This window comes from Pseudomonas imrae, assembly GCF_046352735.2.
Lineage (GTDB): Bacteria > Pseudomonadota > Gammaproteobacteria > Pseudomonadales > Pseudomonadaceae > Aquipseudomonas > Aquipseudomonas imrae.
This window is the reverse complement of the sequence record NZ_CP110853.2, coordinates 4,709,493-4,735,036: the sequence shown is the minus strand read 5'-3', so window position 1 is coordinate 4,735,036 and position 25,544 is coordinate 4,709,493. Positions and strand designations below refer to the sequence as shown.

The 25,544-nt window shown below is 60.3% G+C and carries 25 protein-coding genes; 15 read left to right on the top strand and 10 right to left on the bottom strand.

Going from position 1 to position 25,544, the window contains the following annotated elements; genetic code table 11:
* Positions 1-2: 2 nt before the first annotated feature.
* The 5 genes from OQ460_RS21510 to OQ460_RS21490 all read right to left on the bottom strand — a co-directional run bounded on the left by OQ460_RS21510 (position 3) and on the right by OQ460_RS21490 (position 6,387).
* A complete protein-coding gene (locus OQ460_RS21510) occupies positions 3-659 on the bottom strand; it encodes a DedA family protein (RefSeq protein WP_410019343.1) in 657 nt (218 codons plus the stop codon).
* A 282-nt stretch (positions 660-941) separates the two neighbouring features.
* The gene (gene eutC / locus OQ460_RS21505) at positions 942-1,775 is read right to left on the bottom strand and encodes an ethanolamine ammonia-lyase subunit EutC (RefSeq protein ID WP_410019342.1); all 834 of its coding nucleotides are present in this window, start codon (positions 1,773-1,775) and stop codon (positions 942-944) included.
* Positions 1,772-3,166 (bottom strand): ethanolamine ammonia-lyase subunit EutB, encoded by a 1,395-nt coding sequence (locus tag OQ460_RS21500; RefSeq protein WP_410019341.1) that lies wholly within the window; start codon positions 3,164-3,166, stop codon positions 1,772-1,774. Before OQ460_RS21500 ends, eutC begins: the two co-directional genes overlap by 4 nt.
* 52 nt (positions 3,167-3,218) lie before the next feature.
* Positions 3,219-4,652, bottom strand: coding sequence for an ethanolamine permease (gene eat, locus OQ460_RS21495; RefSeq protein ID WP_410019340.1), 1,434 nt, complete (start codon positions 4,650-4,652; stop codon positions 3,219-3,221).
* Positions 4,653-4,866: 214 nt separating this feature from the next.
* Entirely contained in the window at positions 4,867-6,387 is a 1,521-nt protein-coding gene (locus OQ460_RS21490) for an aldehyde dehydrogenase family protein (protein WP_410019339.1), read from the bottom strand.
* Between the two features lie 291 nt (positions 6,388-6,678).
* Here OQ460_RS21490 and OQ460_RS21485 point away from each other — a divergent pair, with 291 nt between their 5' ends.
* From OQ460_RS21485 to OQ460_RS21470, 4 genes are all read left to right on the top strand, one after another.
* A complete protein-coding gene (locus OQ460_RS21485) occupies positions 6,679-8,589 on the top strand; it encodes a sigma-54-dependent Fis family transcriptional regulator (protein ID WP_410019338.1) in 1,911 nt (636 codons plus the stop codon).
* Between the two features lie 71 nt (positions 8,590-8,660).
* Positions 8,661-10,010 carry a UDP-N-acetylmuramate:L-alanyl-gamma-D-glutamyl-meso-diaminopimelate ligase gene (gene mpl / locus OQ460_RS21480; protein WP_410019337.1) on the top strand — a complete coding sequence of 450 codons (1,350 nt, stop codon included), beginning with the start codon at positions 8,661-8,663 and terminating at the stop codon, positions 10,008-10,010.
* Positions 10,007-10,636 (top strand): flavin prenyltransferase UbiX, encoded by a 630-nt coding sequence (gene ubiX, locus OQ460_RS21475; protein ID WP_038443595.1) that lies wholly within the window; start codon positions 10,007-10,009, stop codon positions 10,634-10,636. Before mpl ends, ubiX begins: the two co-directional genes overlap by 4 nt.
* Positions 10,629-10,913 (top strand): YceK/YidQ family lipoprotein, encoded by a 285-nt coding sequence (locus OQ460_RS21470; RefSeq protein WP_410019336.1) that lies wholly within the window; start codon positions 10,629-10,631, stop codon positions 10,911-10,913. The genes ubiX and OQ460_RS21470 overlap by 8 nt, the downstream gene beginning before the upstream one ends.
* 86 nt (positions 10,914-10,999) lie before the next feature.
* On the opposite strand, the gene OQ460_RS21465 is transcribed toward OQ460_RS21470, so the two are convergent.
* The 3 genes from OQ460_RS21465 to OQ460_RS21455 form a co-directional block, all read right to left on the bottom strand.
* Positions 11,000-11,641 carry an oxidoreductase gene (locus OQ460_RS21465; RefSeq protein ID WP_410019335.1) on the bottom strand — a complete coding sequence of 214 codons (642 nt, stop codon included), beginning with the start codon at positions 11,639-11,641 and terminating at the stop codon, positions 11,000-11,002.
* A 28-nt stretch (positions 11,642-11,669) separates the two neighbouring features.
* Positions 11,670-13,388 (bottom strand): C13 family peptidase, encoded by a 1,719-nt coding sequence (locus OQ460_RS21460; protein ID WP_410019334.1) that lies wholly within the window; start codon positions 13,386-13,388, stop codon positions 11,670-11,672.
* A 192-nt stretch (positions 13,389-13,580) separates the two neighbouring features.
* Complete coding sequence (locus tag OQ460_RS21455) at positions 13,581-14,036, bottom strand: MaoC family dehydratase (RefSeq protein ID WP_410019333.1); 456 nt, start codon at positions 14,034-14,036, stop codon at positions 13,581-13,583.
* Positions 14,037-14,216: 180 nt separating this feature from the next.
* On the opposite strand from OQ460_RS21455, the gene OQ460_RS21450 reads away from it, so the two are divergent.
* The 4 genes from OQ460_RS21450 to OQ460_RS21435 all read left to right on the top strand — a co-directional run bounded on the left by OQ460_RS21450 (position 14,217) and on the right by OQ460_RS21435 (position 16,214).
* A complete protein-coding gene (locus tag OQ460_RS21450; RefSeq protein ID WP_410019332.1) occupies positions 14,217-14,579 on the top strand; it encodes a CidA/LrgA family protein in 363 nt (120 codons plus the stop codon).
* Positions 14,576-15,292: an LrgB family protein gene (locus OQ460_RS21445; RefSeq protein WP_410019331.1), complete on the top strand. Its 717-nt coding sequence runs from the start codon at positions 14,576-14,578 to the stop codon at positions 15,290-15,292. The genes OQ460_RS21450 and OQ460_RS21445 overlap by 4 nt, the downstream gene beginning before the upstream one ends.
* 21 nt (positions 15,293-15,313) lie before the next feature.
* Entirely contained in the window at positions 15,314-15,895 is a 582-nt protein-coding gene (locus OQ460_RS21440; RefSeq protein WP_410022081.1) for an LON peptidase substrate-binding domain-containing protein, read from the top strand.
* Positions 15,896-16,007: 112 nt separating this feature from the next.
* Positions 16,008-16,214 carry a hypothetical protein gene (locus OQ460_RS21435; RefSeq protein ID WP_410019330.1) on the top strand — a complete coding sequence of 69 codons (207 nt, stop codon included), beginning with the start codon at positions 16,008-16,010 and terminating at the stop codon, positions 16,212-16,214.
* A gap of 1 nt (position 16,215) precedes the next feature.
* Here OQ460_RS21435 and OQ460_RS21430 read toward each other — a convergent pair whose 3' ends face one another.
* The gene (locus tag OQ460_RS21430) at positions 16,216-17,532 is read right to left on the bottom strand and encodes a bifunctional DedA family/phosphatase PAP2 family protein (RefSeq protein WP_410019329.1); all 1,317 of its coding nucleotides are present in this window, start codon (positions 17,530-17,532) and stop codon (positions 16,216-16,218) included.
* A 124-nt stretch (positions 17,533-17,656) separates the two neighbouring features.
* Positions 17,657-18,340, bottom strand: coding sequence for a DNA-3-methyladenine glycosylase (locus OQ460_RS21425; protein WP_410019328.1), 684 nt, complete (start codon positions 18,338-18,340; stop codon positions 17,657-17,659).
* A gap of 177 nt (positions 18,341-18,517) precedes the next feature.
* On the opposite strand from OQ460_RS21425, the gene OQ460_RS21420 reads away from it, so the two are divergent.
* From OQ460_RS21420 to mltB, 7 genes are all read left to right on the top strand, one after another.
* Positions 18,518-19,783 carry a glutamate-5-semialdehyde dehydrogenase gene (locus OQ460_RS21420; RefSeq protein ID WP_410019327.1) on the top strand — a complete coding sequence of 422 codons (1,266 nt, stop codon included), beginning with the start codon at positions 18,518-18,520 and terminating at the stop codon, positions 19,781-19,783.
* Entirely contained in the window at positions 19,783-20,427 is a 645-nt protein-coding gene (gene nadD / locus OQ460_RS21415; protein ID WP_410019326.1) for a nicotinate-nucleotide adenylyltransferase, read from the top strand. The genes OQ460_RS21420 and nadD overlap by 1 nt, the downstream gene beginning before the upstream one ends.
* A gap of 69 nt (positions 20,428-20,496) precedes the next feature.
* Positions 20,497-20,991, top strand: coding sequence for a ribosome silencing factor (gene rsfS, locus OQ460_RS21410; RefSeq protein WP_003176298.1), 495 nt, complete (start codon positions 20,497-20,499; stop codon positions 20,989-20,991).
* A gap of 9 nt (positions 20,992-21,000) precedes the next feature.
* The gene (rlmH, locus tag OQ460_RS21405) at positions 21,001-21,468 is read left to right on the top strand and encodes a 23S rRNA (pseudouridine(1915)-N(3))-methyltransferase RlmH (RefSeq protein WP_410019325.1); all 468 of its coding nucleotides are present in this window, start codon (positions 21,001-21,003) and stop codon (positions 21,466-21,468) included.
* 15 nt (positions 21,469-21,483) lie between these two features.
* Positions 21,484-23,379 carry a penicillin-binding protein 2 gene (gene mrdA / locus OQ460_RS21400; RefSeq protein WP_410019324.1) on the top strand — a complete coding sequence of 632 codons (1,896 nt, stop codon included), beginning with the start codon at positions 21,484-21,486 and terminating at the stop codon, positions 23,377-23,379.
* A gap of 31 nt (positions 23,380-23,410) precedes the next feature.
* Positions 23,411-24,514 carry a rod shape-determining protein RodA gene (gene rodA, locus OQ460_RS21395; RefSeq protein WP_410022080.1) on the top strand — a complete coding sequence of 368 codons (1,104 nt, stop codon included), beginning with the start codon at positions 23,411-23,413 and terminating at the stop codon, positions 24,512-24,514.
* A gap of 17 nt (positions 24,515-24,531) precedes the next feature.
* Positions 24,532-25,542: a lytic murein transglycosylase B gene (gene mltB / locus OQ460_RS21390; RefSeq protein ID WP_410019323.1), complete on the top strand. Its 1,011-nt coding sequence runs from the start codon at positions 24,532-24,534 to the stop codon at positions 25,540-25,542.
* The last annotated feature ends 2 nt before the right edge of the window (positions 25,543-25,544 follow it).

Here is a 25,544-nt window from a genome sequence, read left to right as displayed (position 1 = left end):
GATCAGTGCGTGTTGGCTTCGGAGGAGGTGCGGCCCATGCGGCTGCGGACCACGCTGATGATCATCGGCACCAGGGACAGCAGGATGATGAACACCACCAGCAACGACAGGTTCTTCTTGATAAACGGTACGTTGCCGAAAAAGTAACCCAAGGTCACGAGGCCGCCGACCCAGAGAATGGTGCCCAGCACGCTGAAACCAAAGAAGCGTGGGTAAGGCATTTTGGCAACGCCGGCGACGAATGGGGCGAAGGTCCGCAGGATCGGCAGGAAGCGCGCCAGAGTCACGGTTTTACCGCCGTGCTTGTCGTAAAAGTCGTGGGTTTTCTGCAGGTAATCGCGGCGGAAAATTTTCGAATTCGGATTATTGAACAGGCGCTCGCCAACGGTTCGTCCGATCACATAGTTGGTGCTGTCGCCAAGGATCGCCGCGAGCATCAGCAAGCCGCCCAGCAGAATCGGGTCCATGCCGCCGCCAGCGGCCACGGCGCCTGCGATGAACAGCAGCGAGTCACCCGGAAGGAATGGCATGACGACCAAGCCGGTTTCGCAAAAAATTACCAGAAACAGGATGGCGTAGATCCACGGACCGTAGTTGGTTACCAGCAGGTCGAGGTAAACGTCGAGATGCAGGATAAGGTCGAGCGGGTTGAAATCCATGGGTGGCACCTGTGTGAATGGCCCGACTCGGCGGGCCTGTGCGGAAGCGTGGGCAATAAGGCTACATCGGTATGCCGTATTTCTTACAACCCTGAAAGGCCGGCATTATACGGGTTGAATGTTGCAATGCGTGGCGGTTTTGTAGCGGGGGATGTCGCACATTCCCGTAGTCTTTGTCGAGCGCCCGCGAGGCTAAGTAGACCCTACGCCGATTTGAACCAGGCTTGAACCCCCGATCGCTCCCCACGCGACCGGGCTGGTCCAAGGCACTATCTGCGGGGGTCAGTCTGACTGTGGGCCGAGCAGGAAGTTACCCTTCATCAGATCAGGATCGTCTGATTCGAGGGTCTGAAGCTGTGCCTCGTCCTTGAGGTTGACCCCTGACAACTGCCGCCGGCAGGCCTCGCGCATCAGATACAACAGGCGATGCGCCGCCATGCCGTAGCTCAAGCCTTCCAGGCGCACATTGGAGATGCAGTTGCGGTAGGCATCGGTCAGGCCAACCTTGGGGTTGTAGGTAAAATACAGCCCCAGGCTGTCCGGCGAACTGAGCCCTGGCCGTTCGCCGATCAGGATCACCACCATTTTTGCCCCCAACAAGTGGCCGATTTCATCGGCCACTGCCACGCGGCCTTGTTCCACCAGGATCACCGGCGATAATGACCAGCCTTCGGCGTGGGTTTGTTCTTCCATGCGTGTGAGAAACGGCACACTGTGTTTATGCACGGCCAGTGCCGATAAACCATCGGCCACTACCACCGCCAGGTCTACGCCTCCGGGGTTGGCCTCGGCGTATTCGCGCAGGGTCTGGGCCGATTCATCGCTCAGACGCCGCCCCAGGTCCGGGCGTTGCAGGTAGCTGTGACGGTCGGCGGCGGCACTGTGCAATAACAGGCTGTCGCGCCCGCGCTCGGAGATCTGGCGGCTTAAGCCTGCATGATCGAAGGGCAGGTGTACCGCGTCCCGGGCTTGTGCGTGAGCGAACTGAAAGTCCAGCTGCGCCCCCGTAGGAATACTGGTGCCGGTGCGCCCCAGGGCAATGCGCGCGGGAGTGAGTCGGCGCAGTTCCAGCCAGGGGTTGTCGGGAAGATCTACTTGCACGGGTGGCTCCCTCATCCCAATTGCGCCAAGGCGTGGCGGAAGGCGGGTGGCAGGTTGTTGCCAAACCGTACCTTGCCATCGGCCTGTGTGAAGATGCCCATTTTCGCCAGCCACTGTTCAAACTCCGGTGCCGGTTTCAAACCGAGTGTTTGCCGGGCATAAAGCGCGTCGTGGAAGGACGTGGTCTGGTAATTGAGCATGATGTCGTCTGAGCCCGGGATTCCCATGATGAAGTTGATCCCGGCCACGCCGAGCAGGGTCAGCAGGGTATCCATGTCGTCCTGGTCGGCTTCGGCATGGTTGGTGTAGCAGATGTCGCACCCCATGGGCACGCCCAGCAGCTTGCCGCAGAAGTGATCCTCGAGGCCGGCGCGGATGATCTGCTTGCCGTTGTACAGGTATTCCGGGCCGATAAAGCCCACCACGGTGTTGACCAGAAATGGCTTGAAGTGCCGCGCCACCGCATAAGCGCGGGTTTCGCAGGTCTGTTGGTCTACGCCGAAGTGCGCATTGGCCGACAGCGCGCTGCCTTGGCCGGTCTCGAAATACATCAGGTTTTGTCCGAGCTTGCCGCGATTGAGGCTCAAGCCTGCGTCATAACCTTCCTGCAGTACGTTCAGGTTGATGCCAAAACTGGCGTTGGCCGCCTCGGTGCCGGCAATCGATTGAAACACCAGGTCCAGAGGTACGCCGCGGTTGATGGCTTCGATGGAGGTGGTGACGTGGGTCAGCACGCAGGCTTGGGTCGGGATCTCATAGCGCTGGATGATGGCGTCGAGCATTTCCAGCATGGCGCAGATCGAGGCGATGCTGTCGGTGGCCGGGTTGATACCGATCATGGCGTCGCCATTGCCATAGAGCAGGCCATCGAGAATGCTCGCGGCGATCCCCGCTGGTTCATCCGTTGGATGGTTAGGTTGCAGTCGGGTCGACAGGCGCCCGCGCAGGCCCATGGTGCCGCGAAATTGGGTGACCACGCGAATCTTCTGCGCCACCAGTACCAGGTCCTGCACGCGCATGATCTTCGACACGGCGGCGGCCATTTCCGGAGTCAGGCCGGGGGCCAGTGCCCGCAGGCTGTGTTCGTCGGCCGCGTCACTGAGCAGCCAGTCCCGCAAGCCGCCGACAGTCAGGTGGCTGACCGTGGCAAACGCCTGCTTGTCGTGGGTGTCGATGATCAGCCGGGTGACTTCATCACTTTCGTAGGGAATCAGTACTTCTTCAAGAAAGTACTTCAAGGGAATGTTGGCCAGGGCCATTTGTGCCGCGACGCGCTCGCCATCATTGTGCGCGGCGACGCCTGCGAGGAAGTCTCCGGAGCGGGCGGGACTGGCTTTGGCCATCACGTCCTTGAGACTGTCAAAGCGGTAGGTCAATGCACCGATCGCGTGGGAAAAGCTTGCCATACAGACTCTCCATGACGACGCGGGCGTCGGCCCGCGCCGTGGTTGACGGCGTTTAGTGCAAGGCGGCCTCTGCGGCCTGGATCGCCGCGAACTCTTCTTCCGGCGTGCCTGCTACCAAGTGATGCCGACTGTAGAAAGCAAAGTAAGCAATTAATACTCCATAGATGATCGCCGCGCCAATCACCACTCGCGGATCCACCAGAAAGCCCGCTACTACAGCAATGCAGGCCAGCACCAAGGCAAGACCCGAGGTGAAGATGCCGCCCGGCGTGCGGTACGGGCGCTCCATTTTGGGGCGGCGGATGCGCAGGGTGATGTGCGCAGCCATCATCAGCACGTAGGAAATCGTCGCGCCAAACACGGCCACCAGAATCAACAGGTCGCCCTGGCCGGTCAGTGACAGGCCGAAACCAATGATGCCCGGGATAACCAGCGCGAGTACCGGAGCCTTGCTTTTATTGGTCTGCGAGAGTCTGCGCGGCAGGTAACCTGCGCGGGACAAGGCAAAAATCTGCCGCGAATACGCGTAGATGATCGAGAAGAAACTCGCGATCAACCCAGCCAGGCCCACCAGGTTGACGAAGCTGCCCATCCAGGTCGAACCGCCGTAGGCCAGGGCCAGGGATTCCACCAGCGGGTTGCCGGACTTGACCAGCGCCAGTGTGCCAGCGCCGCCCGGTGCAATCACCAGGATCAGCAAGGCAAAACTGGTCAACACCACAATCGCTCCGATCAGACCGCGCGGCAGGTCGCGTTTCGGGTTTTTGGTTTCTTCGGCTGCCAGCGGCACGCCTTCGACGGCGAGGAAGAACCAGATCGCATAGGGGATCGCGGCCCACACCCCGACATAGCCAAATGGCAGGAAGCTGCTCGCGCCCTTGGCTTCGGTTACCGGGATATCCAGCAGGTTGGCGACGTTGAAGTGCGGCACCATCGCCACCAGGAACACACCCAGGGCAATTGCGGCGACGGCGGTGATGACAAACATCAGCTTCAACGCTTCACCGACACCAAAGATGTGGATGCCAATAAAGATGATGTAGAACGCCAGGTAGATCATCCAGCCGCCGATTCCGAACAGCGATTCGCAATAGGCACCGATAAACACGGCGATGGCGGCGGGGGCGATAGCGTATTCGATCAGGATCGCGGTGCCGGTGAGAAATCCGCCCCAGGGCCCGAATGCACTGCGGGCGAAGCCGTAGCCACCGCCTGCAGTAGGAATCATGGAAGACAGTTCGGCCAGGGAGAAACACATGCACAAGTACATGGTGGCCATCAGCAATGTAGCCAGGAACATCCCGCCCCAGCCGCCCTGGGCGAGGCCGAAGTTCCAGCCGGCGTAGTCGCCGGAGATTACGTACGCAACGCCCAGGCCTACTAAAAGTACCCAGCCGGCTGCGCCTTTTTTCAGTTCACGTTGTTGGAAGTATTCGGAGCCGACTTTTTCGAAGTCGACAGAAGAGCCAGTGGGTTCGCTAGGCATGGAAGTACCCTTCATTGTTATTGTTTTAACTCGGCACCAGCGCGCCGAATGCACGTCGCAACTACTGATGAAGATCAAAATGTGGGAGCGGGCTTGCTCGCGATAGCGGTATAACAGCCAGTACATTCATCGACTGATCCACCGCTACCGTGAGCAAGCCCGCTCCCACATTTAATTGCAGTTCAAATGTGAGAGCGGTGTATTTGTTGGTGGGTTAGAAGAACCCCAGCGGATTAATGTCATAGCTCACCAGCAGGTTCTTGGTTTGCTGGTAGTGATCCAACATCATCTTGTGGGTTTCACGACCGACACCGGACTTCTTGTAACCACCAAACGCCGCATGTGCTGGGTAGAGGTGATAGCAGTTGGTCCACACGCGCCCGGCCTTGATCGCCCGGCCCATGCGGTAGGCACGGTTGATATCGCGGGTCCATAAGCCGGCACCCAGACCGAACTCGGTATCGTTGGCAATTGCCAGGGCCTCGGCTTCATCCTTGAAGGTGGTGATGCTGACCACCGGGCCGAAGATTTCCTCCTGGAACACACGCATGTCGTTGGTACCCTTGAGCAGGGTTGGCTGGATGTAATAGCCAGTGGCCAAGTCACCGCTCAGTTTTTCGACCTTGCCGCCGGTCAGCAACTCGGCGCCTTCGCCCTTGGCGATTTCCAGGTACGACAGGATCTTGTCGAATTGTTGCTCGGACGCCTGGGCGCCGACCATGGTATCGGTGTCCAGCGGGTCGCCACGCTTGATCGACTCCACCTTCTTCATTACCACTTTCATGAAATCGTCGTAGATCGACTCTTCCACCAGCGCCCGTGAAGGGCAGGTGCAGACTTCACCCTGGTTGAAGAACGCGAGTACCAGGCCTTCGGCAGCTTTTTCGATGAACTGCGGTTCGGCTTTCATGATGTCGGCGAAGAAGATGTTAGGCGACTTGCCACCCAGCTCGACCGTCGACGGAATAATGTTCTCGGCCGCCGCGTGCATGATGTGCGAGCCCACCGGCGTGGAGCCGGTGAAGGCAATCTTGGCGATGCGTTTGCTGGTGGCCAGTGCTTCGCCAGCTTCCTTGCCGAACCCGTGAACCACGTTCAGCACGCCTGGTGGCAGCAGGTCGCCAATCAGTTCCATCAGCACGTTAATACCCAGCGGGGTTTGCTCGGCAGGCTTGAGCACGACGCAGTTGCCGGCGGCCAGGGCCGGGGCGAGTTTCCAGGCGGCCATCAGCAGAGGGAAGTTCCACGGGATGATTTGCCCGACCACGCCCAGCGGCTCGTGGAAGTGATACGCGGCGGTGTGTTCATTGATCTCGGCGCTACTGCCTTCTTGCGCACGGATGCAACCGGCGAAGTAACGGAAGTGGTCGGCGGCCAGGGGAATGTCGGCGTTGAGTGTCTCGCGTACAGCCTTGCCGTTGTCCCAGGTTTCGGTGATGGCCAGCAGTTCGAGGTTTTGCTCGATACGGTCGGCGATCTTCAGCAGTACCAGCGAGCGGTCCTGGGCCGAGGTCTTGCCCCAGGCATCAGCGGCGGCATGGGCAGCGTCCAGCGCTTTTTCGATGTCTTCGGCGGTTGAGCGCGGGAATTCGGCGATCGGCTTGCCGTTTACTGGCGAGGAGTTGGTGAAATAGTTGCCTTTGACCGGTGCAACGAATTCGCCGCCGATAAAGTTGCCGTATTTGGCCTTGAACGAAACGATAGCGCCTTCAGTGCCGGGGTGTGCGTAACGCATGGTGGGTATCTCCTGGCTTTTTATGTTTATTGGAGTGCAGCGCTGCTGCGCTTGATAAAGCGTAGAGCAAAGGTCGGGCCAGTGCCCTGCAGGGCAAGTAAATCAAGGGTTTTGCGATTGTTGCGAAGGTCGGCTGTGACAGGCTCGATACAGTCAGGGTGACACTTTGTGCCATAAACGATACGACCTGTGACCCATGGGTCGAGTCGGGATTGCAATGCGGCAAAGCCTGGAGGATGCTGGGCGTCCCGGTCAGCGGTGTGTCTCACGCAACAGGAGAACAATAAAAACATGCACAACGATCATTTCAGTCGCCATGCCCAGCAAGTACTGACCGTGACCCGCGGCCAGGATCCGCTGCACGGGCCCGGCAGCGACCCTTCGATTGCCCGTTCCTGGCTGCGTTGCCTTGAGGACTACCACCTCGACCCGGCGCTGACCATCGCGCCTACGGTGCTGGAGCACGGTCGTCTGCTGGAAAGCCGCGAGCGCCTGCAACAGGTGCTGCACATTGCCGGCAATGAAATGAACAGCCTGCATCAACAGCTCTCGGGCGCCGGTCACGCGGTACTGCTGACCGATGCCCGAGGGGTGATCCTCAATTGCGTCACCGCCCCCAGCGAGCGCAAGATTTTCGAGCGCGCCGGACTGTGGCTCGGCGCCGACTGGAGCGAGGCCTGCGAAGGTACCAACGGTATCGGCACCTGCCTGGTGGAGCGCCAGGCCCTGACTATTCATCGTGACGAACACTTTCGCGGTCGACATACCGGGCTGACCTGCTCCGCGAGCCCGGTGTTCGATCCTCATGGCGAACTGCTGGCGGTGCTGGACGTGTCCTCGGCCCGCGAAGCTGTTTCCCGGCAGAGCCAGTTCCATACCATGGCATTGGTCAACCTTTCGGCGAAGATGATCGAAAGTTGCTATTTCCTGCGTCACTTCGAACACCACTGGCTGCTGCGTTTTCACCTGCAGGCCGAGTCTGTGGGGCTGTTCAGCGAAGGGCTGCTGGCGTTCGACGGTGAAGGGCGGATTTGCGCCCTCAATCAAAGTGCGCAGAACCTGCTGGGCCAGCCACGCGGACGTCTGCTCGGGCTGGCGGTGGAGATGTTTTTCGATTGCACTCTCGATGAGCTGCTCGGGCGTGCCAGTGCAAATGCCAGCGCCAGTTGGCCGCTGCGCACGCGTGATGGGCGCAACCTGTTTGCGGTGTTGCGCGGCGAGCAGCGTCGGACGCCGAGCCCGACTGTGCCTGCGCCGGCGAAGGTGCTGCGGCCACGCTGGCCGGGTATCTGTCTGGGTGACACGGCGCTGCAAGACGATTTTCGCAAGGCCTTGCGGGTGTTTGAGCGCGACGTGCCGCTGCTGATCAATGGCGAAACCGGCTCCGGCAAGGAAGCCTTTGCCAAAGCCGTGCATCATGCCAGCCAGCGCGCTGAGCACGCGTTCGTCGCCCTGAACTGCGCGGCGATCCCGGAAAGCCTGATCGAGAGCGAGCTGTTCGGTTATCGCGGCGGCAGTTTCACCGGGGCGCGCAAGGAAGGCATGCGCGGCAAGTTGCAACAGGCCGACGGTGGCACTTTGTTCCTTGATGAAATCGGCGATATGCCGCTGGCCTTGCAGACCCGTCTTTTAAGGGTATTGGAAGACCGTCTTGTGGTGCCCATAGGCGGCGAGCCGCAGGCGGTCAATGTCAGGGTGGTCAGCGCGACTCACCGTAACTTGCTTGAGCGAGTCAAGGGCGGCAGCTTTCGCGAAGATTTGTACTACCGGCTCAACGGTCTGGAAATCGCCTTGCCACCTCTGCGCGAGCGCAGCGACAAATCGCAGTTGCTCGATTTTATCCTCGCGGAGGAAGCGGGCGAGCAAGTGGTGCAACTGGATCGCGCGGCGCGCCAGGCCCTACTGACCTTTAACTGGCCGGGCAACGTGCGGCAGTTGCGCACGGTTCTGCGTACCCTGGCCGCCCTGTGTGACGAAGGCCAGGTCGGCCTCGAGGATTTGCCGGTGATGATTCGCCAGGCCCGGCCCACGCCGACAGCCGTCGATGAACCGACGGACTCGCCGCTGCATGATGCCGAGCGCCTGGCGCTGCTCAACGCCCTGGAGCAACAGCGTTGGCACATGAGCCATACAGCGGAGCAACTCGGGGTCAGTCGCAATACGCTGTATCGCAAGCTGCGTAAACATGGGATTGCCCGCTGACCCCTGTCAGCTAAAGAGTGCGAATTTTCCCGCCCTACGCTAACCTGCCTCGATGTTTTACGAGGTTGACCATGCACATTCATATTCTCGGTATTTGCGGCACATTCATGGGTTCGATGGCAGTCCTGGCCAAAGAACTGGGGCACCATGTCACTGGCTCCGATGCCAATGTCTATCCACCCATGAGCACACAGTTGCAGGCTCAGGGTATTGAGTTGACCCAAGGTTACGACCCGGCGCAATTCGACCCGGTGCCGGATCTGGTGGTGATCGGCAATGCCATGTCTCGCGGCAATCCCGCTGTCGAATACGTGTTGAACAAAGGCTTGCCCTACGTTTCCGGCCCGCAATGGCTGGCAGATCACGTATTGCAGGGGCGCTGGGTGTTGGCGGTCGCCGGAACCCACGGCAAGACCACCACCAGCAGCATGCTGGCCTGGGTGTTGGAGCATGCAGGCATGAGCCCTGGCTTCCTGATCGGCGGTGTACCGCAGAACTTCTCGGTATCGGCGCGCCTGGGCGACACGCCGTTCTTTGTCATCGAAGCCGATGAATATGACAGTGCCTTTTTCGACAAGCGCTCCAAGTTTGTCCACTACCGCCCACGCACGGCGATCCTGAACAATCTTGAGTTTGATCACGCAGACATTTTCCCCGATTTGCCGGCCATTGAGCGCCAGTTCCATCATTTGGTGCGCACCATTCCCAGCGAAGGCCTGGTGATTCACCCCACCACCGAGCGGGCCTTGCAGCGTGTGGTCGAGATGGGCTGCTGGACCCCGGTGCAAACTACAGGTGAGGGCGGGCAATGGCAGGCAAGGTTGCTGAGCGAAGACGGCTCCCGGTTTGAAGTGCTGTTCGAAGGCGTGGCCCAAGGCGTGGTGGATTGGGACATGACCGGCCAGCACAACGTCGCCAATGCCCTGGTGACCCTGGCGGCAGCACGTCACGTCGGGGTGGTACCGTCCATGGGCATCGCCGGTTTGAGCGCGTTCAAGAGCGTCAAGCGGCGGATGGAACTGGTCGCACAAGTGAACGGGATTACCATCTACGACGACTTTGCCCACCACCCGACGGCGATTGCTACCACGCTTGATGGCCTGCGCAAGCGGGTCGGTGATGCGCCGATAATCGCCATTATCGAACCGCGCTCCAACTCCATGAAGCTGGGCGCGCACCGGGACGGTTTGCCGCAAAGCGTCAATGATGCAGACCAGGTGGCGTGGTACGCGCCGGCCAACCTGGGTTGGGATCTGGCGGCCGTCGCGGGACTGTGTAGCGTACCGTCGATAGTCAGCGACTCCCTGGAAGGCATCATTGAGCGGGTCAAGAGCCAGGCCAAGCCGGGGACTCACGTCGTGATCATGAGCAATGGCGGCTTCGGCGGCCTGCACGGCAAACTTGCCGAGGCGCTGCAATGAGTGGGCCGGAGCGCATCACGCTGGCGATGACTGGCGCATCAGGTGCGCCTTATGGCCTGCGTCTGCTCGATTGCCTGGTACGCGAAGACCGCGAGGTGCACTTTCTGATCTCCAAGGCCGCGCAACTGGTGATGGCGACCGAGACCGACGTCTCGCTGCCGCCCAAGGTGCAGATGATGCAAGCCTTCCTTACCGAGTACACCGGTGCGGCGGCGGGGCAGATCAAGGTCTACGGCAAGGAGGACTGGATGTCACCGGTAGCCTCCGGCTCTGGCGCACCGGCGGCAATGGTGGTGGTGCCCTGTTCTACCGGAACGCTGTCGGCCATCGCCACGGGGGCGTGCAACAATCTTATCGAACGCGCGGCGGATGTGACCTTGAAGGAGCGTCGGCAGTTGATCCTGGTGCCGCGCGAGGCGCCTTATTCGAGCATTCACCTGGAGCACATGCTCAAGTTGTCGAATATGGGCGTGACCATTTTGCCGGCATCGCCAGGTTTTTATCACCAGCCGCAGACCATCGATGATCTGGTGGATTTTGTGGTGGCGCGGATCCTCAACCTGCTGAATATCCCTCAGGACATGCTGCCGCGTTGGGGGGAGCATCATTTGAGCAGCGATGAATAAAGCATTGCTGGTGTTACTGGCGCTGCATCTGACCGGCTGCGCCAGCGTTCGAACCCTGGATGCGGCGAAACCCGGCGCGCCGGTGGTCTATGCGGGAACGCGCCTGGATCTGTATGCGATGCAGGGCGGCTGCTGTGCCATGGATCGTTTTGGGGCCCAGGCGCCAAGCTATCCCGGACTCGACCTGCCGGCCAGCGCATTGCTCGATACCCTGTTGTTGCCGTTGTCGGTGTTGACGGTGTTAGGGGTTGGGTTTAATGCCACAGGTGGGCTCTAGACAAGATCTTCAAGACAACACAAAACAATGTGGGAGGGAGCAGGCCCCTCCCACAATTTGGATCATTTCCAGGCCTTTGAGTCAGGTCACTTGCCGAGCTTGCGCAATTCATCCGATTCCACAATCCGAACCCCATCCTGCTCTTCCAGCGCCAGGCGCCACATGGCCCGGGCTAGTTCACAGACTTCTATGCCGCGGTATTTGCCTGGAATCAACCGCGATAACGGCCCGGCCAGTTGCTCGGCCAAGCGCGGTTCCAGGCGTTCGCCCAGCAGCAATGAAGGGCGGACGATGGTCAGTTGCGGCCAATCCTGGGCTTTCAACGCCTGCTCCATTTCCCCTTTGACCCGATTGTAGAAGACCGAGGATTTTGGGTCGGCGCCAATCGCGCTGATGACGATCAGATGCCGTGCGCCCATCTCCCGCGCGCGTTTGCCGAACGCCACTACCATATCCAGGTCGACCGCGCGGAAGGCTTGCTCCGAACCGGCCTTTTTCAGGGTGGTGCCCAGGCAACAGAAAGCGATGTCGACCTGGCCGCACAGTTGCGCCAGGAGCGTCGGCGGGTCGCCCACGGGGTTTTCCAGATGTGGGTGCTCGGCCAACGGCTTGCGGCTGGGAGCCAGTACGCGGGTGACGGTGGGCTCGTTGAGCAGACGGTCCAGCAGATGTTCCCCGGTCAGGCCCGAGGCTCCGGCAAGCAAAATATGCTGAGGTGTCAAGTACATGGTGTTTCCCCCTTGATACAGTTTCAGCTTAGTTGCTCTTGGCTTCCTTGCTATTTATAGAGACGCTTTCCAGCGCCTTTCGTGCCTGCTGTTTGCGCAATAATTGCCAGCGGGCGATAACGCCCTTGGGGGCCCAGATCTGTGGTTCGGAGGCCTCGAAGTTGTCAGCCATCTCGCGTTCGGTCACATGCCGTTGTGCCAACTTGAAGGCTTGCTGCAGGTTGTCGGTCTGATTGAAGGCCTGGGCGAACAGTGCGTCGCCAAAGTAGGTGAAGTCGGCTTCTTCAGAACAGCCGAACGACACGCGATCAGCGCGTGAAGCCGTCATGATCAGGGTGCGCTCGTCTTTCAAAGCGGGGATGAAACCACCGGAATAACACGCGGAAATCACGATGATTTTGTCGCGGTCCTTAAGCGGTGCCATCACGCTCGCCAGTTCGTCCGCCGGCAAGTCAGCCAGCTCCATGCGTGGTTGTTCGAGTACCAACTCATGCTCATGGGTGCCGTGGCTGGTCATGTAGATGAACACCAAGTCTTCGGGGCCCGTACGCTCGGCCAGGGTCTGCACTGCCTGACGCAAGCTTTCGCGAGTGGCCATGGGGCGATCGGCGATGTGGTCGCGGTGGTTGACCAGGCGAATCTGGCCGCGGGCTCCAAAACGGGTATTGAGCAGGTTGCTGACATAATCGGCTTCGCGCAGAAACACGCTTTGCTTGCCGTCGCCAGCCAGTGCCAGGGTGTACAGCTCCACGGCCGGGGTCGAGGCGGGAACGGACGCGAGGGCGGCGTCAAGCAGGCGACCCTGGGCGAGTACCCCGACTTCCAGGGCGTCGGGCAACAGTTTGCCGTCGGCGTCACGCACGCGCATGCCACTGGCCCAGGTCCCGGCCTGCACCGTGCCATCGGTGAGCACCAGGGTGCCCTGGCCGTGATAGCTGTCATTGTCAAAGCCGCCGACGTAGAAACTACCGTCGGTGAGGTTCAAGCGACCGTCCCCGCTGAAGCGCCAGTCGCTGAAGTTGCCGACATAATGGCTGCCGTCGCTGCCGATCAACTCACCTTTGCCACTCAGGCTCCCTTCCTTGAACTCACCGATCCAGACATCGCCGTCAGCGTTTTCATAGCGACCCTTGCCGTTAAGCTGGTTCTGCTTGAAGTGGCCGACGTAAATGTCGCCCTCGGCGCTGTTGAAGGTGCCGTTGCCTTCCAACTGGCCGTCGACGAACAGGCCACTGAACAGGTTGCCGCTGTCGTCATTGCGCTGGCCTTCGCCATTGGGTTTGCCGTGGGCGAACTGGCCCTGGTATTGGCTGCCATCGGCCAGTTCCAGGCGACCGAGCCCGGAATACTGGTCATTCTTGAATTCGCCGCGATAGGTCATCTGGCCCTCTTTGAGAGTGCCCTCGCCGTTGCGCCGGCCTTGCTTGAAACCACCGATGTAACTGTTCGCCGCCGTGGTCAGGCTGCCCTGCCCATCGAACAGGCCATGTTGGAACTGGCCTTTATAGACCTCGCCATTACTGCCATGCCATTCACCCTGGCCGTGCCACTGGCCCTTGTCGAACTGCCCGGCGTACCAGCTGCCGTTGGGGTAATCGATACGGCCCACGCCTTGCAGCAAGCCGTTGACCAGGTCCCCACGGTAACGCCCGCCGTCTGGCAGTTGCGCGTCAGGCGGCAACAGGGATTCACCGTCGCCGCAAGCGGTGAGCAACAAAGCGAGAGCAAGGGGGGCGAGTGAGCGCATAGCGGGATCCGGATAATTGAACGCCGAGTATGCCGCAGCGGGGGAAGCTATACCTAGTGGTCTGTGAGTGATGAGCCCGTAGGAACGAGCTTTCTCGCGAAAATCGTCAACGATAACGCGGGCCTCCACACGGCACGCGGTGACATTGGGTTTTACGCGAGCAAGCCAGCGCCTGCGGTGAGCGGCTGCGCTTCACACGAAGCAGAGCGACAACGACTCGGCAATATAGGCCGGTTTTTCCTGCCCTTCGATTTCCAGGGTGGCCGTGGCCTTGAACAGCCACTGGCCGGGCTTTTTCTCGGCGACGTCGGTGAGGGTGACGGCCAGGCGCACCTTGGAATCAACTTTGACCGGCTGGATGAAGCGCACGCTATCGAGGCCATAATTGATGGCCATTTTCAGGCCTTCGGGCATGATCAGCAGGCCTTCCATCAACTTGGGCATCAGCGACAGCGACAGAAAACCGTGGGCGATGGTGCAGCCGAACGGGGTCTGGGCGGCTTTCACCGGGTCGACATGGATGAACTGATAGTCGCCGGTGGCTTCGGCGAACAGGTTGATGCGCGCCTGGTCGATCTTGAACCACTCGGAACGTCCCAGTTCCTTGCCGACATAATCTTTGAGTTGCGTTACGGGAACTGAGGGCATTGCGACTCTCCTTGGCTCATCAATTCACTGCCCTCGCTCCTACAGGGGAGGGTGTTGTTGTTTTAACCCCTGTAGATCATCACGGGCAACTGACCCGGTCAACCAACCATGCCTTTGGCGAATGCCGGTTCATAGCGAGTGCATGCTTATAATGTGGGCTTGCTTTCGCGGAGAAGACGGATGCTATTACGTGGCCTGACATGGCTGGTGCTGTTTCAATTGGCCGGCACCGCCATCAATCACATGTTCCTGCCAGTTATGCCCGGGCCGATTGTCGGCCTGCTGCTGTTGCTGGTCTATCTGGTGTGGCGCGGTGAAGTCGCAGAGCCCATGAGCCTGGCGGCGGGCAGTCTGCTGCGTTATTTACCGTTGCTGCTGGTGCCCCCGGCTGTGGGCGTGATGGTGTACGCCAAGGACATTGCTGCCGATTTCTGGGCCATAGTCGGTGCGCTGGTGTTGTCGCTGGTGATTGCCATGGGTTTTGCCGGGGTATTGATGCAACAACTGGTCAAGCGCCATGCACACAAGGAGGAAGGGCAATGACCTTCGATTGGCAAGGTGCCTGGGCGGCAGTGATCCATCATCCATTGTTTGGCATCGGCGTTACCTTGGGCGCCTATCAACTGGTGCTGGCGGGGTATGAGAAAACCCGTTGGATCTTCTTGCAGCCGGTATTGGTCTCGATGCTACTGGTGATCGGCGTGTTGCTGGGCTGTGGCCTGACCTATGCCGAGTATCGCGAAAGCACCGAGATCATGGGCATCCTGTTGGGCCCGGCAACCGTGGCGCTGGCGGTTCCGTTGTATTTGAACCTGCGTCGTATTCGCCAGCTGTTCTGGCCGATTTTTACTACGCTGGTGGTGGGAGGCGTCTTGGCTACCGGCCTGTGCGTGTGGTTGGGCTGGTGGTTTGGTGCCGAGCACATGGTGTTGATGACCATGGCGCCCAAGTCCGTGACTTCACCCATCGCGATGCTGGTGGCCGAGCAGATCGGTGGCGTGGCTGCGTTGGCAGCGGTGTTTGTGTTGATCACCGGGGTGGTCGGGGCTATGGCCGGGCCGGCGCTGCTGTCGAGCCTGGGAGTTCACAGCCCTGAGGCACGTGGCATGGCCCTGGGCATGACCGCCCACGCAGTCGGCACCTCGGTGGCCCTGCAGGAAAGTGAAGAGTGTGGCGCCTTCGCGGCGTTGGCGATGAGCTTGATGGGTGTCGCGACGGCGGTGTTCCTGCCGTTGGCGGTCTCAATAGTTGCTTAAGTCGGGGTTGAGGAAACCATGATGAGTCTGGCGATGTTCCCCCTTAATACGGTGCTGTTTCCCGGTTGCACCCTTGATTTGCAACTGTTCGAGGCGCGCTACCTGGACATGATCAGTCGCTGCATGAAAAAGGGCGAAAACTTCGGCGTGGTGTGTATTCTGGAGGGCGCTGAAGTGGGGCTGGCGCCAGAAGGCTACGCGGTGGTTGGTTGCGAGGCGCTGATTCGAGATTTCAAACTGCAGGACAACGGCCTGCTGGGGATCCGCGTCGAGGGTGGCCGCAGGTTTCGCATCCTTGAGGCCGAAGTTCGGCATGACCAGTTGCTGGTGGCTGATGTGCAATGGCTGGAGGACCTGCCGGAACACCCCCTTGAGGCGCAAGACGCCGACCTGCTTGCCTTGCTTGAGGCCCTGGCCGAACACCCGATGGTCGCCTCGCTCGACATGGGTTCCGAGGCGCAGGGGCAGCAAGCGCTGGGCAACAAACTGGCGTATCTGTTGCCTTTCACCGAAACCAATAAAGTCGCCCTGCTGCAACTCGACGATCCGCAGCAGCGCTTGGATGCGATTCAAGAGTTGCTGGATCAAATGCAGGGCGAGTGAAGGTTCCATCAGGTGAAGGATTTATCCTTCGGTACTTTCGGACTTTCCGTCGTTGCTTCGATCCCGTTGCCTGAAATAGTTGGTCTTCAACCAACCGTTTCAGGAAATGCAGATGATTCGTCTATCACCCTCGGAGCAAGCTGTGTGGGATGCGATCCTTATCAGCGTCACCGCACAAGTGATTCAACTGGCCGACCAGCGCAGCGCGGAATATATCGCCGAGCGAGCGGCTGAAATCGCTGATGAAATGTTGCTGGAGCGAAGGGAGCGCTGCAGTGAACGGCGAGCTTCTCCCCTCGACTGGGTAGGGCCGGCTTAGGCTAGTACGCGTACCTGAGCAGGGCGTGGGATGTACCGGTCAGCGCAAAGAAACCGAGTACGGCCACACAGGCCGGCAATAACAGCCACCAGACCCTGGGTGCCATCGGCGGCAACAGGGTCTGGCGCTGGCTCAGATGAAGGCTGAACGCACAGACCGTCATCGCCAGCAAGGTGCCTGCCAGGATGTCGGTTGGCCAGTGAACACCCAGGTACACCCGTGACAGAGCGATGGCAGCGGCGGGAATGGCGCCCAGCAACAGCCATGTCAGGCGCATGCGGGTAGGCTGGCCGCGTCCGGCGAGCACCGCCAACGCCAGGAAAAACGCAAACGAGCCGGACGCATGGCCGCTGGGCATGCTGAAGCTGGTCAGCGGGTCGCTGAGGACTTCCGGACGGCCACGGGCAAAAAACAGCTTGGTGCCGGTGTTGATCAGCGCCGCGCCCGCCAGTGTGGCGCCGACAAAGATCGCTTGGCGCCATTGTCGCGCCAGCAACAGCAAGCCTGTCAGGATCGCACTGGCGACGAACATCTTCTTGAACTCGCCCAACTGGGTGATCATCACCATGGCCTGGTCCATGGCCGGGCCGCGGTGCTCCTGGACCAGAGCGATCAAACCTTGGTCAAAGTGGTTCAAATGGGGATAGCCGATAAACATGGCGATCAACAACACCAGGCTGGCGCAGCCCATCCATAGCGTGGCCCGACGATGTCCGCGCAGGCTGCTGTTGAGGGTCACGCCCAGCAGCACAGCCAGGCAGGCGGCGACGACGCCGGCTTCGGGCCAGAATCCTTCGGGCAACGGCAGGCGGAATGCCGCGCCGGCGGCCCAGCCCGGCAGCAAGTAGGCCACCGACCAGCCGGCGGCGGCCAGCACGCTGACGGCGGCAAAGCGCGGGAATGGCATGTCGCACATCCCGGCCACCATCGGCAGCATCGGTCGCAGCGGGCCGATGAAACGGCCCACCAGCAGGCTGGCGATGCCGTACTTCTGAAAGTAAACCTCGGCACCGCTCATCCACTCGGGATGGTGACGCAGGCCGGGTAGGCGTCGGATGTTCTGGTGGAAATGTCGCCCTAGATAGTAGGAAACCCCATCGCCCAGCAAGCCGCCGAGCAAGCCCAGTAGCAGCGTCTCGCTCAGGGACAATGCGCCGCTGCCGGCCAGTGCGGCGACGGCAAACATCAGCACCGTGCCCGGCACGATGATTCCGGCGATGGCCAGGCATTCCACAAATGCGATGATAAACACCGCCGCCGCCAGCCATTGGGGGTTAAGGGTCAGCCAGCCAGTAATGCCATCGAGCCATGGGCCCATACAATCAACTCCATCAATTAATCGCTCCCGGCTTGGCAATGCGTCTTTCAAAACACTGGCGCCCTTCTGTGGGAGCGAAGGTATTGCCGATGCCATTTCCAGCAGGAGCGGTTGTTTCAGATATTCAAATCAAAACATAATCGCGGCCTTCGACCTGCCCCCGCCGCAGCGGGTTCCGTGTGCAATACGCCGCGAATCCTGCATCGACGAAGCGATACATCAGGTGTTCATCCCGTCCGCCGGGGATGCCCAGGCGTGTGGTCTGGATAATCTGTTCGGGCGCCAGGCCCACGTCGTCGACGTAAAATCGCTGTAGATCGAAGCGTTGGGCATCCCACATCGGTACCTTCAGGCCCAGCGCCTTGCACAGCAGCGTCTGCCCGGCGCAGAGCTTGTGGAGCGTGCGTGGGCGACCGTTGGCGTGCGGATTGTTCAGCAGCATTTGCGCCAGGCCGGCCGGGCCGGAACGCTCGTCCTGCCATGGGTAGGCCGACTTGATCAGCACCGCATTGCCCGGCCCCTGTGCGCTGAAGTTCAACGAATCGCCGCCACGGGCGTAATACATGTAGATATGCCCGCCATCCAGAAACAAAGCCTTACGCTTTTCTGTGTAGCCGAGGGATGCGTGGCTGCCTTTTTCGGCCAGAAAGTACGCTTCGGTTTCGATAATTCGCGCGGACAGCCACAAATCGCCGACACGATGGCGAATGATTTTACCCAGCAAATCCTGTGCGAGCTGTTGGGCGTCGCGATTGAAAAAGCTGTCGGGCAAGGCTCCGGCGGGGGGTGGAGGCGAAAAACGGGTCATGACGATCAACGTTCAGGGCAGCCAAATGTGCCAGGATCATATCAACTCCAGTCTTAATCACCGCTGAACATCGAGTTTTTACAGTTCATTTCGACCATCCGCCCCTCACCGCTGTCCGTAGGGCGACGCGACAGCTATAATCTGCCGCTTTCCTCTTTGCCAAGACCCCACCAGACCATGACTGAGTCCGTTCTTGACTACATAACCCGCCTGGGTCGCGCTGCCCGTCAGGCATCGCGATTGATCGCCCGTGCGAGCACCGCGCAGAAGAACCGTGCCCTGATGGCCGCTGCCGATGCCTTGGATGCTTCGCGGGCAGAACTTGCAGCCGCCAACGAGCAGGACCTGGCCAATGGTCGGGCCAATGGTCTGGAGCCTGCATTGCTCGATCGCCTGGCGCTGACGCCTGCACGTATCGACGACATGATCGAAGGTTTGCGTCAGGTGGCCAAGTTGCCTGACCCCATCGGTGAGATCCGCGACATGCGCTTTCTGCCCTCGGGTATCCAGGTGGGCAAGATGCGTGTGCCGCTGGGGGTGATCGGCATCATTTATGAGTCGCGGCCAAACGTGACCATTGATGCGGCGAGCCTGTGCCTGAAGTCTGGCAACGCGACCATCCTGCGTGGCGGTTCCGAGGCAATCAATTCCAATCGTGCCATCGCCGCGTGCATTCAACAGGGCCTAGCCGTGGCCGAGTTGCCGGCTGAAGTGGTCCAGGTCGTGCAGACCACTGATCGTGCCGCCGTTGGCGCGTTGATCACCATGCCTGAATTTGTCGATGTGATCGTGCCGCGCGGCGGCAAAAGCCTGATCGAGCGTGTCAGCCGCGATGCCAAGGTGCCGGTGATCAAGCACCTGGACGGCGTCTGCCACGTGTTTATCGACGTTGCGGCCGATCTCGACAAGGCGATTCGCATCGCCGATAACGCCAAGACTCACCGCTATGCGCCGTGCAACACCATGGAAACCCTGTTGGTGCATGCAGCCATTGCCGGGCGTGTACTGCCGCCGCTGTCAGCCATCTACCGTGACAAGGGTGTTGAACTGCGCGGTTGCGAGCGTACCCGGGCGTTGCTCGGTGCCGACGTGATCGAAGCCACCGAGCAGGACTGGTACACCGAATACACGGCGCCGATCCTGTCGATCCGTATCGTCGACGATCTGGATCAGGCCATTGAGCACATCAACACTTACGGCTCCAAACACACCGACGCGATCGTTACCGAGCATTTCAGCGATGCGCGGCGTTTCCTGGCCGAAGTGGATTCCGCTTCAGTGATGGTCAACGCCTCGACGCGCTTTGCCGACGGCTTTGAGTATGGCCTGGGGGCGGAGATCGGTATTTCCACCGACAAGCTTCACGCTCGCGGCCCGGTTGGTCTGGAGGGCTTGACCAGCGAGAAGTACGTGGTCTTCGGTGACGGTCATGTGCGCACTTGATGGATAAACGCATCGGGCTGCTTGGCGGCACCTTCGATCCCGTACACATCGGTCATTTACGCAGTGCCCTGGAAGTGGCGGACGCCCTTGGACTCGATGAGCTGCGCCTGATACCCAATGCCAGGCCGCCTCATCGGGATACGCCCCAGGTGTCGGCGCCTGATCGGTTGGCGATGGTCGAATGTGCCGTTGCCGGTATATCGCCGCTGGTGGTGGACGACCGCGAACTCAAGCGCGACAAACCGTCCTACACTATCGACACCCTGGAACAGACGCGCGCCGAGTTGGCCGCAGACGACCAATTGTTTCTGCTTTTGGGCTGGGACGCATTTTGCGGCCTGCCCACTTGGCATCGCTGGGAAGAGTTGCTCCAGCATTGCCACATCCTGGTGTTGCAACGCCCGGATGCCGACAGCGAACCGCCGGATGCCTTGCGCAACCTGCTGGCCGCGCGGTCGGTAAGTGACCCCTTGGCCCTGACCGGGCCGAACGGGAATATTGCATTCGTCTGGCAGACCCCGCTTGCGGTGTCTGCCACCCAGATCCGTCAACTGCTGGCCAGCGGGAAGTCGGTACGTTTCCTGGTGCCTGACGCGGTCCTGGCCTACATCGATGCGCACGGGCTTTACCGTGCGTCGAACTGAAAAGGCGCGCTTGAACGCACGAACAGTCGTGCAGCGAGCGCCCGAACATACGAGCAAAACGAGTTTTTTATGACGAACAAAGACGTAAGCAAAGTTAAACGCAAAGGCACGTTCAAAAGCGCGCCACTGCCGGTCGAGGCCCACGTTGGCCCGGAACTGGCTGGCGAAGAACTGGTGAAAGTGGCCGTTGCCGCTCTGGAAGACGTGAAGGCCCAGGACATCCAGGTCCTGGACGTGCGCGACAAGCAGAGCATCACCGACTTCATGATCATCGCCACGGGTACCTCCAACCGCCAGATCGGCGCGATGCTGGACAAGGTTCGCGAAGCCGTCAAAGCCCAAGGCGTCAAGCCGCTGGGTGAGGAAGGCAAGGGTGACAGCGACTGGGTCCTGCTGGACATGGACGACGTGATCGTGCACATGATGACCTCCAACGCCCGTCAGTTCTACGACCTGGAGCGTCTGTGGAAAGGTGCCGAGCAGAGCCGTGCCGCCGATGGCAAGCACCACAGCCCTGAAGTCGGTCACGCACACTTCGACAAGCTCAACAAAGACCAGGAATAAGGAACGGCTGTGCGCCTGCGTCTGATTGCTGTCGGTTCACGCATGCCCAAGTGGGTGGAGGAAGGTTGGCATGAATATGCCAAGCGCCTGCCATCCGAGCTTGCGCTGGAACTGGTGGAAATACCGCTCAATACCCGGGGCAAGAATGCCGACGTGGCGCGCTTTATCCGTCAGGAGGGCGAGGCCATGCTGGCCAAGGTCGGCCCCAATGAGCGGATTGTCACCCTCGAGGTGCATGGCAAGCCCTGGAGCACCGAGCAGTTGGCGGTGGAACTGGATCGTTGGCGCCTGGATTCACGCACGGTGAACTTCATGGTCGGCGGCCCCGAGGGGCTGGCACCGCAAGTGTGCGCGCGGGCCGACCAGCGCTGGTCGCTGTCGCCCCTGACATTGCCACATCCACTGGTGCGGATTTTGATCGGTGAACAGCTGTATCGCGCCTGGACAGTTCTGTCCGGGCACCCTTATCACAAATAATCTGCGCCCTGCCCGATGACCCAACCGATCCGGATCAAGGACCACGAGAAAGATGCACGCCTGGTGCGCGGTCGGGTCGTGTTCGGTGCGATCGCGGTGGTCGTGCTGATGTGCGTGTTGATTGCCCGCCTGTATTTCCTGCAGGTGATCCAGTATGACTATCACTCCACGCTGTCGGAAAACAATCGGGTGCATGTGCAGCCGATTTCGCCGACCCGCGGCTTGATATTCGACCGTAATGGCGTAGTGATCGCGGACAACCGGCCCAGTTTCAGCCTGAGCATGACTCGCGAGCGCTCCGGCGACTGGAGGCAAACCCTCGATGTCATTGTCGAGGTGCTGCAACTGACCCCGGATGACCGGGCGATCTTCGAAAAACGCATGAAGCAGGGGCGCCGACCTTTTGAGCCGGTGCCGATGCTGTTTGAGTTGACCGAAGAGCAAATCGCCAGGATCGCGGTGAATCAGTTCCGCCTGCCGGGCGTGGAAGTCGTGGCGCAGTTGGTGCGTCATTACCCCCAAGGTGCGCACTTTGCCCATTCCGTCGGCTACATGGGGCGGATCAACGAGAAAGAGCTGAAAACCCTCGACCCGGTCAATTACCGCGGCACCCACCATATCGGCAAGACCGGCATTGAGCGTTTCTACGAAGCCGAACTGCATGGGCAGGTGGGTTACGAGGAGGTCGAGACCAACGCTCGCGGGCGTGTGTTGCGTGTGCTCAAGCGCACCGATCCGATTCCCGGCAAGGATATCGTCCTGAGCCTCGACATCAAGCTGCAAGAGGCTGCGGAAATGGCCCTGGGCGGTCGTCGTGGTGCGGTGGTCGCGCTCGATCCCAATACCGGCGAAGTGCTGGCGATGGTCAGTCAACCGAGTTTCGATCCCAACCTGTTTGTCACCGGGATCAGCTTCAAGGCCTATGCCGAGTTGCGCGACTCGATCGATCGACCGCTGTTCAACCGGGTATTACGCGGCCTCTATCCTCCGGGCTCGACCATCAAGCCTGCGGTAGCGATTGCCGGCCTCGATGCAGGCGTCGTGACCGCCTCCAGCCGGGTCTACGATCCCGGTTACTACATGTTGCCCAACTACGACCACAAATACCGCAACTGGAATCGCTCCGGCGACGGCTACGTGGACTTGGACACGGCGATCATGCGCTCCAATGACACCTACTTTTATGACCTGGCGCATAAGCTGGGGATTGATCGCTTGTCGATCTACATGGGCAAGTTCGGCCTGGGTCAGAAAGTCTCCCTGGACATGTTCGAAGAATCGTCTGGCTTGATGCCGTCCAGGGAGTGGAAGCGCGCTACCCGTCGCCAGGCCTGGTTCCCCGGTGAAACGCTGATCCTGGGGATCGGCCAGGGCTACATGCAGGCCACGCCGCTGCAACTGGCCCAGGCTACCGCGCTGGTGGCCAGCAAGGGTAAGTGGATCCGCCCGCGCCTGGCCAAGACCATCGAGGGTGAGCCGCCGGTGGATGAAAATCCGATCCCGGACATCGTCCTGCGCGATCCGTCCGACTGGAACAAGGTCAACCACGGTATGCAGCAAGTGATGCATGGTGCCCGGGGCACCGCGCGCAAGGCGGCAGTCGGTGCGCAGTACCGGATTGCCGGCAAGAGCGGTACGGCGCAGGTGGTTGCGATCAAGCAGGGTGAGAAATACGACCGCTCCAAGGTCCAGGAGCGCCACCGCGACCACGCCTTGTTCGTAGGTTTTGCCCCAGCCGATAACCCGAAGATCACGGTGGCGGTGATGGTCGAGAACGGCGAATCCGGTTCCGGCGTGGCGGCCCCGGTGGTGCGCCAGATCATGGATGCCTGGTTACTGGACGAGGAGGGCAAGCTCAAGCCTGAGTTCGCCAACCCTTCAAGCGCGGAGGCTACGGCCCGTGAAGAGTAATTTTGACCGCATCCTCTCCAGCGAAGATGTGATGCGTCGTCGCGCGACATTGCTGCAGCGCCTGCATATCGATGGTCCGTTGCTGATCCTGCTGCTGATCCTGGCCGCCGGTAGCCTGTTCGTGTTGTATTCGGCCAGTGGCAAGAATTGGGACTTGCTGATCAAGCAGGCCTCCTCGTTCGGCCTGGGCCTGTTGTCGATGGTGGTGATCGCCCAGCTGGAGCCGCGCTTCATGGCGCGGTGGGTGCCTGTTGGCTATGTTGCTGGTGTCCTGTTGCTGGTGGTGGTGGATGTCATAGGCCACAACGCCATGGGGGCTACGCGCTGGATCAACATCCCGGGGGTCATTCGCTTCCAGCCATCGGAATTCATGAAGATCCTGATGCCTGCGATGATTGCCTGGTACCTGTCCAAGCGCACATTGCCGCCGCAGCTCAAGCATGTGGCGGTCAGTCTGGTGCTGATCGGCATTCCCTTTATTCTTATCGTGCGCCAGCCGGACCTCGGTACCGGCCTGCTGATCCTCGCGGGCGGCGCGTTCGTGCTGTTCATGGGCGGCTTGCGTTGGCGCTGGATCCTCAGCGTGCTGGTTGCTGCGATACCGCTGGCTATCGCCATGTGGTTCTTTTTCATGCACGACTATCAGAAGCAGCGAGTCCTGACGTTCCTCGATCCGGAAAGTGATCCGCTGGGGACCGGCTGGAACATCATTCAGTCCAAGGCAGCCATCGGTTCGGGTGGTGTATTCGGAAAAGGTTGGCTGCTGGGTACTCAGTCCCACCTGGACTTTCTTCCGGAAAGCCACACTGACTTCATTATTGCGGTGATGGGCGAAGAGTTTGGCCTGGTGGGCATTTGTGCGTTGCTGTTGATCTATTTGCTGTTGATCGGGCGCGGCCTGGTCATCACCGCGCAGGCACAGACGCTATTCGGGAAACTGCTTGCCGGTTCCCTCACAATGACTTTTTTTGTTTACGTTTTCGTCAACATCGGTATGGTCAGTGGCCTGTTGCCGGTAGTTGGGGTGCCGTTGCCGTTCATTAGCTACGGCGGAACTTCGCTGGTGACATTGCTGTCAGCGTTTGGGGTTTTGATGTCGATCCATACCCATCGCAAGTGGATCGCGCAGGTTTGAATAAGGTGAAGATGTCAATGCAATCAATGCGCGGCTGGGCGACCCGGTATGCGTCCTGCCTGGGCTTGCTGGGTGCTTTTGGCGCTTGCCAGCAAGCGTCGGCCGGCGACTACGACGGCTCGCCCCAGGTTGCCGAATTCGTCGGTGAGATGACGCGTGACTACGGTTTCGCCGGCGAACAGCTGATGGGGGTTTTTCGTGAAGCCCAGCGCAAGCAGTCGATCCTCGATGCGATTTCCCGTCCCGCCGAACGCGTCAAGCAGTGGAAGGAATACCGTCCGATGTTCCTTACCGACGCCCGTGTGGCGCGGGGTGTGGATTTCTGGCGGGAGCACGAAGTGGCGCTGGCCCGCGCCGAGCAGGAATACGGTGTGCCGGCCCAGGTGATCGTCTCGATCATTGGTGTTGAAACCTTTTATGGGCGTAACACCGGTAATTTCCGGGTGATCGATGCCTTGTCGACCCTGGGTTTCGATTACCCGCCTCGTGCCGAGTTTTTCCGCAAGGAGCTGCGTGAGTTCCTGTTGCTGGCCCGCGAAGAACAGGTCGACCCGATGACCCTCAAGGGCTCCTATGCGGGGGCCATGGGCTTGCCACAGTTTATGCCCAGCAGCTTTCGCGCTTATGCGGTGGATTTTGACGGTGATGGCCATATCAATATCTGGAGCAACCCCGATGACGCCATCGGTAGCGTTGCCAGCTATTTCAAACGCCATGGCTGGGTCGGTGGCGAGCCGGTGGTGATACGCGCCGATGTCACCGGGGATCGTGCCGATGAGGGGCTGACGCAAGGGATCGAACCGGTCAAGACCGTTGGGGAGTTGCGGGCGCTGGGCTGGTCAAGTCATGATGCGCTGCGCGATGATATGCCGGTTACCGCTTTCCGCCTGGAAGGCGCAGACGGCCCGGAATACTGGATGGGTTTGAAGAATTTCTACGCAATTACGCGTTATAACCGCAGTGTGATGTACGCCATGGCCGTACATCAACTGTCAGACAAGTTGGTTCAAGCACGAGGCGTCAAGTAATG

Coding starts and splice junctions, on each gene's coding strand:
- OQ460_RS21510 (WP_410019343.1), bottom strand. CDS start 659: ATGGATTTCAACCCGCTCGACCTTATCCTGCATCTCGACGTTTACCTC.
- eutC (WP_410019342.1), bottom strand. CDS start 1,775: ATGAGGGAGCCACCCGTGCAAGTAGATCTTCCCGACAACCCCTGGCTG.
- OQ460_RS21500 (WP_410019341.1), bottom strand. CDS start 3,166: ATGGCAAGCTTTTCCCACGCGATCGGTGCATTGACCTACCGCTTTGAC.
- eat (WP_410019340.1), bottom strand. CDS start 4,652: ATGCCTAGCGAACCCACTGGCTCTTCTGTCGACTTCGAAAAAGTCGGC.
- OQ460_RS21490 (WP_410019339.1), bottom strand. CDS start 6,387: ATGCGTTACGCACACCCCGGCACTGAAGGCGCTATCGTTTCGTTCAAG.
- OQ460_RS21485 (WP_410019338.1), top strand. CDS start 6,679: ATGCACAACGATCATTTCAGTCGCCATGCCCAGCAAGTACTGACCGTG.
- mpl (WP_410019337.1), top strand. CDS start 8,661: ATGCACATTCATATTCTCGGTATTTGCGGCACATTCATGGGTTCGATG.
- ubiX (WP_038443595.1), top strand. CDS start 10,007: ATGAGTGGGCCGGAGCGCATCACGCTGGCGATGACTGGCGCATCAGGT.
- OQ460_RS21470 (WP_410019336.1), top strand. CDS start 10,629: ATGAATAAAGCATTGCTGGTGTTACTGGCGCTGCATCTGACCGGCTGC.
- OQ460_RS21465 (WP_410019335.1), bottom strand. CDS start 11,641: ATGTACTTGACACCTCAGCATATTTTGCTTGCCGGAGCCTCGGGCCTG.
- OQ460_RS21460 (WP_410019334.1), bottom strand. CDS start 13,388: ATGCGCTCACTCGCCCCCCTTGCTCTCGCTTTGTTGCTCACCGCTTGC.
- OQ460_RS21455 (WP_410019333.1), bottom strand. CDS start 14,036: ATGCCCTCAGTTCCCGTAACGCAACTCAAAGATTATGTCGGCAAGGAA.
- OQ460_RS21450 (WP_410019332.1), top strand. CDS start 14,217: ATGCTATTACGTGGCCTGACATGGCTGGTGCTGTTTCAATTGGCCGGC.
- OQ460_RS21445 (WP_410019331.1), top strand. CDS start 14,576: ATGACCTTCGATTGGCAAGGTGCCTGGGCGGCAGTGATCCATCATCCA.
- OQ460_RS21440 (WP_410022081.1), top strand. CDS start 15,314: ATGAGTCTGGCGATGTTCCCCCTTAATACGGTGCTGTTTCCCGGTTGC.
- OQ460_RS21435 (WP_410019330.1), top strand. CDS start 16,008: ATGATTCGTCTATCACCCTCGGAGCAAGCTGTGTGGGATGCGATCCTT.
- OQ460_RS21430 (WP_410019329.1), bottom strand. CDS start 17,532: ATGGGCCCATGGCTCGATGGCATTACTGGCTGGCTGACCCTTAACCCC.
- OQ460_RS21425 (WP_410019328.1), bottom strand. CDS start 18,340: ATGACCCGTTTTTCGCCTCCACCCCCCGCCGGAGCCTTGCCCGACAGC.
- OQ460_RS21420 (WP_410019327.1), top strand. CDS start 18,518: ATGACTGAGTCCGTTCTTGACTACATAACCCGCCTGGGTCGCGCTGCC.
- nadD (WP_410019326.1), top strand. CDS start 19,783: ATGGATAAACGCATCGGGCTGCTTGGCGGCACCTTCGATCCCGTACAC.
- rsfS (WP_003176298.1), top strand. CDS start 20,497: ATGACGAACAAAGACGTAAGCAAAGTTAAACGCAAAGGCACGTTCAAA.
- mrdA (WP_410019324.1), top strand. CDS start 21,484: ATGACCCAACCGATCCGGATCAAGGACCACGAGAAAGATGCACGCCTG.
- rodA (WP_410022080.1), top strand. CDS start 23,411: ATGCGTCGTCGCGCGACATTGCTGCAGCGCCTGCATATCGATGGTCCG.
- mltB (WP_410019323.1), top strand. CDS start 24,532: ATGCAATCAATGCGCGGCTGGGCGACCCGGTATGCGTCCTGCCTGGGC.